Genomic DNA, 8348 nt, shown 5'->3' with positions numbered 1-8348 from the left:
AGAGCGAAAGCAAGAGCGAAAGCAAGAGCGAAAGCAAGAGCGAAAGCAAGAGCGAAAGCAAGAGCGATTTCCGCCTTCGCGGGAATGACGGCATTTGAAGCAACAGCAACTGCAACAAAACAAAGCACTCCGCACCCAGCAGGCAGAACCAATGCAACGTCGCGATTTCATCAAGGGAGTTTCCGGCATGGCCGCACTGTCATTGCTGCCGGGCATGCTGCATGCCAAGGTGCCGAGCAGCGATGTGATCGTGATCGGCGCCGGCCTGGCTGGCCTGGCCGCTGCGCATGCACTGGAAGCCGGCGGCGCCCGCGTCACCGTGCTGGAGGCCAACCCGCGCGTTGGTGGCCGCCTGCAGACCGTGGTGCGCAACGGCATCCGTTTTGAAATCGGTGGGGTGGAAGTCGGCACCGGCTACGAGCGCGTGCATGCCCACGCCAAGCGCGTAGGTGTGGATATCGTGCCGCCCTCGGCCGCGCTGCCCACCGCTGCCGGTCTGGGTCTGGCCATCGGCGATGCTCTGGTACCGGCCACGCAATGGGCTGATAGCCCACTCAATACCCTGCAGGGCCGCGAGCACAGCCTGCTGCCGCCCATGCTGCTGACCACCGCCATGGGCGAGCTCGGCCTGCCGGCAGTGGACAGCTGGCGCGACCCTGCCAATCTCTCGCTGGATATCCCCCTGTCGCAGTTGATCGCCAGCAAGGGCTGGTCGCCACAGGCGCTGCAGTGGATGGATATCGGCAACAGTTTTTCCTCGCTGCAGACCATCAGCGCGCTGGATGCCCTGCGCCGCGATGCGCTGCGGCGGTTCGGCTCGCGCGGCACCGGTTGGGTGCAGGGCGGCAGCCAGGCCTTGCCGGAGGCGATGGCCGCCTCACTGGCACAGCCGCCGGTGCTGGGCGCGCAGGTCAGCCGGGTCGAGTCCGGCCGTGCCGGCCTGGAGGTGCGCTGCCTTGACGGCCGCCGCTTCCGCGCCGCGCACCTGGTGCTGGCCCTGCCCAGTGGCCCGCTCAGCCGTATCGCCATCGACCCGGCGCCGCCGGTCGGCCAGCAGGAGGTCTGGGCGGCACGCCGCTCCAATGCGGTGACCACCGTGCACCTGCATCCGACCCGCGCGTTCTGGGAAGACGACGGCCTGCCCTTGTCGCTGTGGGGCGATGGCCCGCTGCAGCGCGTGTTTGCCGTGCCCGGCGCTGATGGCCAGACCAACCGCCTGATCGTCTGGCTCAACGGTGCCATGGCCCAGCATGCCGACAGCCTGGACCGCGAGGCCCGGTTTGCCTGGGTCATCAATGCCATGGAGCGCCTGCGCCCGGCCGCCAAGGGCGCGCTGCTGCCGCTGGAGACCCGCAGCTGGGGCAATGACCCGCTGGCCGATGGTGCGTTCTCGGAGATCGCCCCGGGCCGTTTTGCCGAAACCCTGCGCTGGGCCAACACCCCGTTCGGGCGCATCCACTTTGCCGGCGAGCAGACCGAGCTGCAGGTTCCGGGCATGGAAGCGGCCGTCACCTCGGGCGAGCGTGCAGCTGCAGCAATTCTTTCGGCCTGATTGAACTACCTTATCCCCTACCTTCCGGGCGCGGATGCGCCTTCCAGAGACAGTAATGAGCCTGAAGACACTGAACCCCTACGATTTGTTCGACGTGCGTTCGCTGCTGAGCGAGGAAGAACGCGCTGTACAGGATTCCGTTGCCCGTTTCACCGACGAGCGCGTGCTGCCGATCATCGGCGACTGCTTCGACCAGGGCCGCTTCCCCAATGAGCTGATCCCCGAGATCGCCGACATGGGCCTGCTCGGCAGTTCGCTGCCGGAACAGTACGGCGGCGCCGGCTTGAACAGCGTCAGCTACGGCCTGATCTGCCAGGAACTGGAGCGCGGCGATTCCGGCCTGCGCAGCTTCGTTTCGGTGCAGAGCTCGCTGTGCATGTACCCCATCTATGCCTACGGCTCGGAAGAGCAGCGCATGCGCTGGCTGCCGGACATGGCGCGCGGCAAGGTGATCGGCTGCTTCGGCCTGACCGAAGCCCATGGCGGTTCCGACCCGGCCAGCATGAAGACCCGCGCGGTGAAGGACGGCGGTGACTGGGTGATCAACGGTTCCAAGATGTGGATCACCAACGGCTCGGTGGCCGATATCGCCATCGTCTGGGCCAACACCGACGAAGGTGTGCAGGGCTTCGTCATCGAGAAGGGCACCCCGGGCTTCACCGCCCAGGAGATCAAGCACAAGATGAGCCTGCGTGCCTCGGTGACCGGCGCGCTGTTCTTCGACAACGTGCGCGTGCCTGACGCCAACCGCCTGCCCAACGTGAAGGGCCTGAAGGGCCCGCTGGGCTGCCTCACCCAGGCCCGTTACGGCATCACCTGGGGCCCGCTGGGCGCTGCGATTGCCTGCCTGGACGAAGTGCTGGCCTACACCAAGGAGCGCATCCTGTTCGGCCGCCCGGTGGCTGCCACCCAGAGCGCGCAGATCAAGATGGCCGACATGGCCCGCCGCATCACCGCCGGTCAGTTGCTGGTGCTGCAGCTCGGTCGCCTGAAGGACGCAGGGCAGATGCAGCCGCAGCAGGTCTCGCTGGCCAAGTGGAACAACTGCCGCCTGGCCATCGACATCGCCCGCGAGTGCCGTGACCTGCTTGGCGGTGCCGGCATCACCACCGAGCACGGTGCGATCCGTCATGCGCTGAACCTGGAGTCGGTGATCACGTACGAAGGCACCGAGACCGTGCACCAGCTGGTGATCGGCCGCGAGCTGACCGGCATCAACGCGTTCTGATGATGGACGGCCTGCACAGCACCATGCAGGCCGTCTGCCTGCGGCAGGTTCCACAGGGCCTGCCGCAGCTGCAGGATTTTGAATTGCAGCAGCTGCCGTTGCCGGTGCCCGGCGATGGCCAGCTATTGGTGCGGGTTAGCCATCTGTCGCTGGACCCGTTCCTGCGTGCGCAGCTCGGTGGCCGTTACGCGCTGCCCTGCCCGCCGCTGGGCAGCATCGTGCCGGGCTACGGCATCGGCACGGTGATTGAAGATCGCAGCGGGCGCTTCCAGATCGGCGACGTGGTCACCGGCATGACCGGCTGGGCCGAATTCGCCACCATTGATGCAAACACCGCCGCCGTGGTGGATACGGCGCTGGCACCGGCCAGCACCGCCGTTGGCGTACTCGGTATTCCTGGGCTTACCGCCTGGGCCGGCGTGCGCAGGATCCTGCAGCCAAAGGCCGGCCAAACCATCCTGGTATCCACCGCCGCCGGCGCGGTTGGCAGCGTCGTCGGCCAGCTGTGCAAGGCCGCCGGTTGCCGCGTGGTCGGCATTGCCGGCAGCGCGCAGAAGTGCGCCATCGTCACCGATGAATTCGGCTTCGATGCCTGTGTCAGCTATCGCGATGCGGACTTTGCCCAAGCCCTGCGCGCCGCCTGCGCGGACGGCATCGATGGCTATTTCGACAATGTCGGCGGCGCGGTGCTGGAGGCCGCGTTGTCACTGCTGCGCCTGCAGGCACGGGTGGTGCTGTGCGGGCTCAGTGACCAGTACAACCGCGCTGAACGCCCGGCCGGGCCCAACCTGGGGCCGGTGATTGGTGCGCGTGCACGGCTTGAGGGCCTGGTGGTCTACGACCACCTGGCCGACTTCGTGCAATGCCGCGCGGAGCTGGCGCAGATGATCGCCGCAGGCACGCTGCGCTACCGCGAACATATCCACGACGGGCTGGCCGCTGCGCCGGCTGGTTTCATTGGCCTGCTCAAGGGCGAGAACCTGGGCAAGGCGCTGGTACGGCTTTAAGGAATACGCATGACCCAGATCCAACGCCGCTTCGTGTCCGTCAACGGGCGGCAGGTGCATTACCGTATCGCCGGCAGTGGACCGGCCCTGCTGTTGATCCACCAGTCGCCGCAGAACTCGCGGATGTGGGCGCAGATGCAGCAGCGCTATGCCGACCGCTACACGGTGATCGCGCCGGACACGCCCGGTTTCGGCTATTCCGATGCCTTGCCCGGCAACCCGATGACGATTGCCGAGTTCGGCGCTGCAACCCTGCAGTTCGTCGATGCGCTGGGCCTGCAGCGTTTTGCCGTGTTCGGCATGCATACCGGCGGCCTGATCGCGACCTGGCTGGCCTGGGCCAATCCCACCCGCGTGGCCGCATTGGTGGTTGATGGCTATGCCGCGTTCACCCCACAGGAATCCACACTGTACGGCGATGCCTACCTGCCGCCGTTCGTGCCGCAATGGGATGGCTCCCACCTGCGCTGGCTGTGGTCGCGCATGCGTGAGCAGAAGTATTACTTCCCCTGGTATGACGGCCGTGCCGAAGCGGCCATGGCGATTCCGCCTCAGACCACCGAAAGCAGCCGCGAAACGGTGATGGACGTGCTCGACGTGGGCGATACCTATCGCGCCGGTTACGCCGCCGCGTTCCGCCACAACGACCACCATTGGCTGGGTGAGCTGCAGATGCCGTCGTGGCTGGTTTACCGCCATGGTGATCCGCTGCTGGCACATATGCCGCGCCTGCGCGACCTGCCGGCCAATGTCACGGTGCTTGAAGAACCCAACGGCATCCCCGCGATGCAGGACGGCATGGACGGCTGGTTGGCGCAGACCCTGGCCAACGAACCGGCCTTTGTCGAAGCCGCCGCTCCGGCGCTGCCATCCAACACCTGGCAGCGCCGCATCATCACCACCGGCGCCGGTGACATGGCGGTGTGGGAACGGGCAGGGCAGGGCGTGCTGCGCCTGTGCCTGCATGCCCCCGGCACGCGACCGTTGTCGCCGTTGCAGATCGACGCTGGCGACAGCGCCTGGCTGCTGCCTGATCTGCCAGGCCATGGCGCGTCCTGCGAAAGCGACGGCGCGCTGGACGCCGCCACCCTGGTGGCCGCACTGCTCGCCGCCATTCCCGCCGACAACGCCCTGCCGCTGGTGATCGAAGCGCACGGCGCTGCCGCCGGCTACGTACCTGCGCTGGTGCAGGTACTGGGCGCAGCGGTTGCCGAGGTCGTACTGCATTCGCCCTGGCTGCTCACCGCCGAAGAACAGGCCTTGCTGCTGCAGGGCCTGCCGAGCACTGTCATTGATCGCGCCGGTGGCTATCTCTGCGATGCCTGGCAGTGGGAGCGCGAGCGCCACCTGCTGTGGCCGTGGCTGCCGCCCAGCGCCGCCGCGCGTCGCCGCGTGGACGCACCGGCGCCTGCGCGGGTGCACGACAACGTGGTGGAGCTGCTGCGCCTGGGCAGCCGCCTGCACGGGCTGTTGCGCGATGTCACCCACCCCGACCTGGCTGCCCGCCTGCGTGCCTTGCCGGTGCCGCTGCGCGTGGTTGGCGATGCCGAATCCGATTACCAGGGGCGCGCTGCCGCCCTGTCTGCCTGAGCCGAAGGACCCCCATGAGCAACGACACCGCAACCGCCGTCATCGACCGCCTGCAATCCAGCTGGGGCGGCAGCATCGTCACCGATGCGGGCGAGCTTGAGTACTTCTCCACCGACGTCTATTCGCAGGGCAAGCCGCTGCTGGCCGTGCTGCGCCCGAACGACGCGCAGCAGCTGGCCGATGCGGTCAAGCAGCTCACCGATGCCGGTGTGGCGGTCATCGCCCGTGGCGGTGGCATGAGCTACACCGGCGGCTATACCGCGGCGCAGAGCCCCAGCGTGCTGGTGGACACCGGCACACTGGACAAGATCGTCGAGATCAACCTGGAAGACGCCTACGTGGTGGTCGAGGCCGGCGTCACCTGGCGCGCGCTCAAGGAAGCGCTGGATGCCAAGGGCGTACGCACGCCGTACTTCGGGCCGATGTCCGGCTCGCATGCCACCGTGGGTGGCGGCATGTCGCAGGGCGCGATCTTCCACGGCACCGCGCGCTATGGCTGCTCGGCCGATGTGGTGCTGGGCCTGCAGGTGGTTACCGCCAATGGCGACATCCTCACCACCGGTTCGGCGGCCGCGGCCAATACCAGCCCGTTCTTCCGTTGGTACGGGCCGGACCTGACCGGTCTGTTCCTGGGCGACTGCGGCCTGCTCGGCATCAAGACGCGCATCGTGCTCAAGCTCATTCCCAAGCATGCGCATATCGACTACCTGTCCTGGCAATTCCCGACGGCCGAAGGTCTGTTCGGTGCCTTGGGTGTGCTCTCGCGGCATGGCCTGGCCAGCGAAACGGCCGCCTTCGACCCGGCGCTGACCCGTGTGCGCATGCGCCGCGCCGGCCTGTCCAACGACGTCAAGGCGCTGACCAACGTGATCAAGAAGGGCGGCCTGATCTCCGGCCTGAAGCTGGCGGTGAAGGGCCGCGACATCGTTGACCAGGAGCAGTTCTCGCTGCACATCACCCTGGAAGGCGACAGCGCCGCCGAGGTAGCCGATCGCGTGGCGCGTGCGCGCAAGCTGGTGGGCGAGTTCGGTGAAAGTATCGAACCGTCGATCGCCAAGATGATGGCGGCCAATCCGTTCGCGGCCTGGAACTCGATGCTCGGCCCGCAGGGCGAGCGCTGGGCGCCGGTGCACGCGCTGGTGCCGCATTCCAAGGCCAGCAGCATGTTCAACGCCCTGCAGGACCTGTTCGCGCGCGAGCAGGAAACCATGGAAAAGCACGGCCTGTTCATCGGCACCCTGCTGTCCAGCGTGGGCGCGCAGACGGTGGTGATCGAGCCCTGCATCTACTGGCCGGACAGCCACAATGCGTTCCACGTGCGCACCGTCGATGCCGACCACCGCGAGCGCATCGGCTGCCCGGGTGAACACCTGGACGCACGCGCGGCGGCCGACACGCTCAAGCGGCAGATCGCCGACACCATGCGTGCGCATGGCGCTGCCAACCTGCAGCTGGGCAAGTTCTACGACTACCGCGCCGGCCGTGACCCGGCGGCGTTGGCCGTGCTGGATGCAGTCAAGAACCAGCTCGACCCCAAGGGCCTGATGAACCCTGGTGTGCTCAGCCGCTGAGGGTGCGCTCTAGCCCCTCTCCCTCCGGGAGAGGGGTTGGGGAGAGGGTGGGCGCAGCCTGCTGCGACCTGCGACCTGCGATCACCGACCAACGGCCAGGCCCAACGCCTGGCCGTTCGCGTAGGTGCCGGCGGAACTGCCCAGCCTGAACCCCCGTCACGTCCATGGCTGGCCGGTTTCCGTACCATCGGCAACAATATGCCCGCCTGATCCCACCCGGACGGCCCACGTTCGATGCAGATCGGACCGCCACCCGCATCCACCGAGACACTGTGAAAACACCCCAACAACTGCAGGTACTGATAGACGACGGCGTCATCGACGAAGTGCTGCGACCACTCAAGAGCGGCAAGGAGGCGGCGGTCTATGTCGTCCGCAGCGGCGATGAAGTCCGTTGCGCCAAGGTCTACAAGGACATGGCGCAGCGCAGTTTCCAGCAGCGCGTGCAGTACCAGGAAGGCCGCAAGGTCCGCGGCAGCCGCGAGGCCCGCGCCATCGGCAAGGCCAGCAACTACGGCCGCAAGCAGGCCGAAGCGGCGTGGAAGAACACCGAGGTGGACGCGCTGTACCAGCTGCGCGATGCCGGCGTGCGCGTGCCCGAGCCGTTTGGCTATTTCCAGGGCGTGCTGGTGATGGAACTGGTGACCGATGCCGAGGGCTATAGCGCTGCGCGCCTGGGCGAGGTGGAGCTGGGCGCCGAGCAGGCCGCCGAGTTCCACGCCGTGCTGGTGCAGCAGGTCAAGCTGATGCTGTGCTGCGGCCTGATCCATGGCGACCTGTCGCCCTACAACGTGCTGGTCGGGCCGGATGGCCCGGTGGTGATCGATTTCCCGCAGGTGGTCAGTGCAGGTGGCAACAATGCCGCGCGCACCATGCTGCTGCGTGACGTCAACAACCTCACCGCCTACCTGGGCCGCAGTGCGCCGGCGTTGCTGGATACCTGGTATGGCGAGGAAATGTGGGAGCTGTTCCAGGCAGGTGATCTGCTACCCGACACCGTCCTGACCGGGCAGTACACGCCGGACGAACGTGCGGTTGACCTGGACAGCGTGCGTCACGCCATCAACGATGCCCGCGAAGAAGCACTGATCCGCCAACAAGGGCGCGAAGCCGCCGCGGAAGAAGAAGGCTACTAAGGTAGTGCCGAGCCATGCTCGGCAGAGGCTTTCCCAGTAATCCACCAGCCTCGTAGAAGCGGCGTAAGCCGCGAAGCCAGCAGCGCTGAAAGGCCACAAAAGCCAACCCCTCCCCAACCCTCCCCTCCGCCTGCGGCGCAAGGGAGGGGGCAGAAGCGGTAGTGCCGAGCCATGCTCGGCAGGGGCTTTCCCAGTAATCCACCAGCCTCGTAGGAGCGGCGTAAGCCGCGAAGCCAGCGGCGCCTGAAAAGCCGCAAAAGCCAA

General features: G+C 67.0%; 6 protein-coding genes. All 6 read left to right on the top strand.

The features are described 5' to 3' along the window. Positions 1 to 151 precede the first annotated feature (151 nt). Positions 152 to 1552 carry an NAD(P)/FAD-dependent oxidoreductase gene (locus RT131_RS06510; protein ID WP_313171310.1) on the top strand — a complete coding sequence of 467 codons (1401 nt, stop codon included), beginning with the start codon at positions 152 to 154 and terminating at the stop codon, positions 1550 to 1552. A gap of 55 nt (positions 1553 to 1607) precedes the next feature. Beyond that, the gene (locus tag RT131_RS06505) at positions 1608 to 2780 is read left to right on the top strand and encodes an acyl-CoA dehydrogenase family protein (RefSeq protein WP_312916884.1); all 1173 of its coding nucleotides are present in this window, start codon (positions 1608 to 1610) and stop codon (positions 2778 to 2780) included. Further along, positions 2780 to 3787, top strand: a complete 1008-nt coding sequence (locus RT131_RS06500; RefSeq protein ID WP_313171308.1) for an NADP-dependent oxidoreductase — start codon at positions 2780 to 2782, stop codon at positions 3785 to 3787. Before RT131_RS06505 ends, RT131_RS06500 begins: the two co-directional genes overlap by 1 nt. Positions 3788 to 3796: 9 nt before the next feature. Next, positions 3797 to 5377: an alpha/beta fold hydrolase gene (locus RT131_RS06495; protein ID WP_312916886.1), complete on the top strand. Its 1581-nt coding sequence runs from the start codon at positions 3797 to 3799 to the stop codon at positions 5375 to 5377. A gap of 14 nt (positions 5378 to 5391) precedes the next feature. Beyond that, the gene (locus RT131_RS06490; RefSeq protein WP_313171305.1) at positions 5392 to 6948 is read left to right on the top strand and encodes an FAD-binding oxidoreductase; all 1557 of its coding nucleotides are present in this window, start codon (positions 5392 to 5394) and stop codon (positions 6946 to 6948) included. Positions 6949 to 7220: 272 nt separating this feature from the next. Next, positions 7221 to 8084, top strand: a complete 864-nt coding sequence (locus RT131_RS06485; RefSeq protein ID WP_313171304.1) for a PA4780 family RIO1-like protein kinase — start codon at positions 7221 to 7223, stop codon at positions 8082 to 8084. Positions 8085 to 8348 lie beyond the last annotated feature (264 nt).

The sequence above is a fragment of the Stenotrophomonas sp. genome, assembly GCF_032066555.1.
GTDB lineage: Bacteria > Pseudomonadota > Gammaproteobacteria > Xanthomonadales > Xanthomonadaceae > Stenotrophomonas.
Note: the sequence above shows the minus strand (reverse complement) of the source record. Positions and strands in the feature narration are given on the sequence as shown.

Coding starts and splice junctions, on each gene's coding strand:
- RT131_RS06510 (WP_313171310.1), top strand. CDS start 152: ATGCAACGTCGCGATTTCATCAAGGGAGTTTCCGGCATGGCCGCACTG.
- RT131_RS06505 (WP_312916884.1), top strand. CDS start 1,608: ATGAGCCTGAAGACACTGAACCCCTACGATTTGTTCGACGTGCGTTCG.
- RT131_RS06500 (WP_313171308.1), top strand. CDS start 2,780: ATGATGGACGGCCTGCACAGCACCATGCAGGCCGTCTGCCTGCGGCAG.
- RT131_RS06495 (WP_312916886.1), top strand. CDS start 3,797: ATGACCCAGATCCAACGCCGCTTCGTGTCCGTCAACGGGCGGCAGGTG.
- RT131_RS06490 (WP_313171305.1), top strand. CDS start 5,392: ATGAGCAACGACACCGCAACCGCCGTCATCGACCGCCTGCAATCCAGC.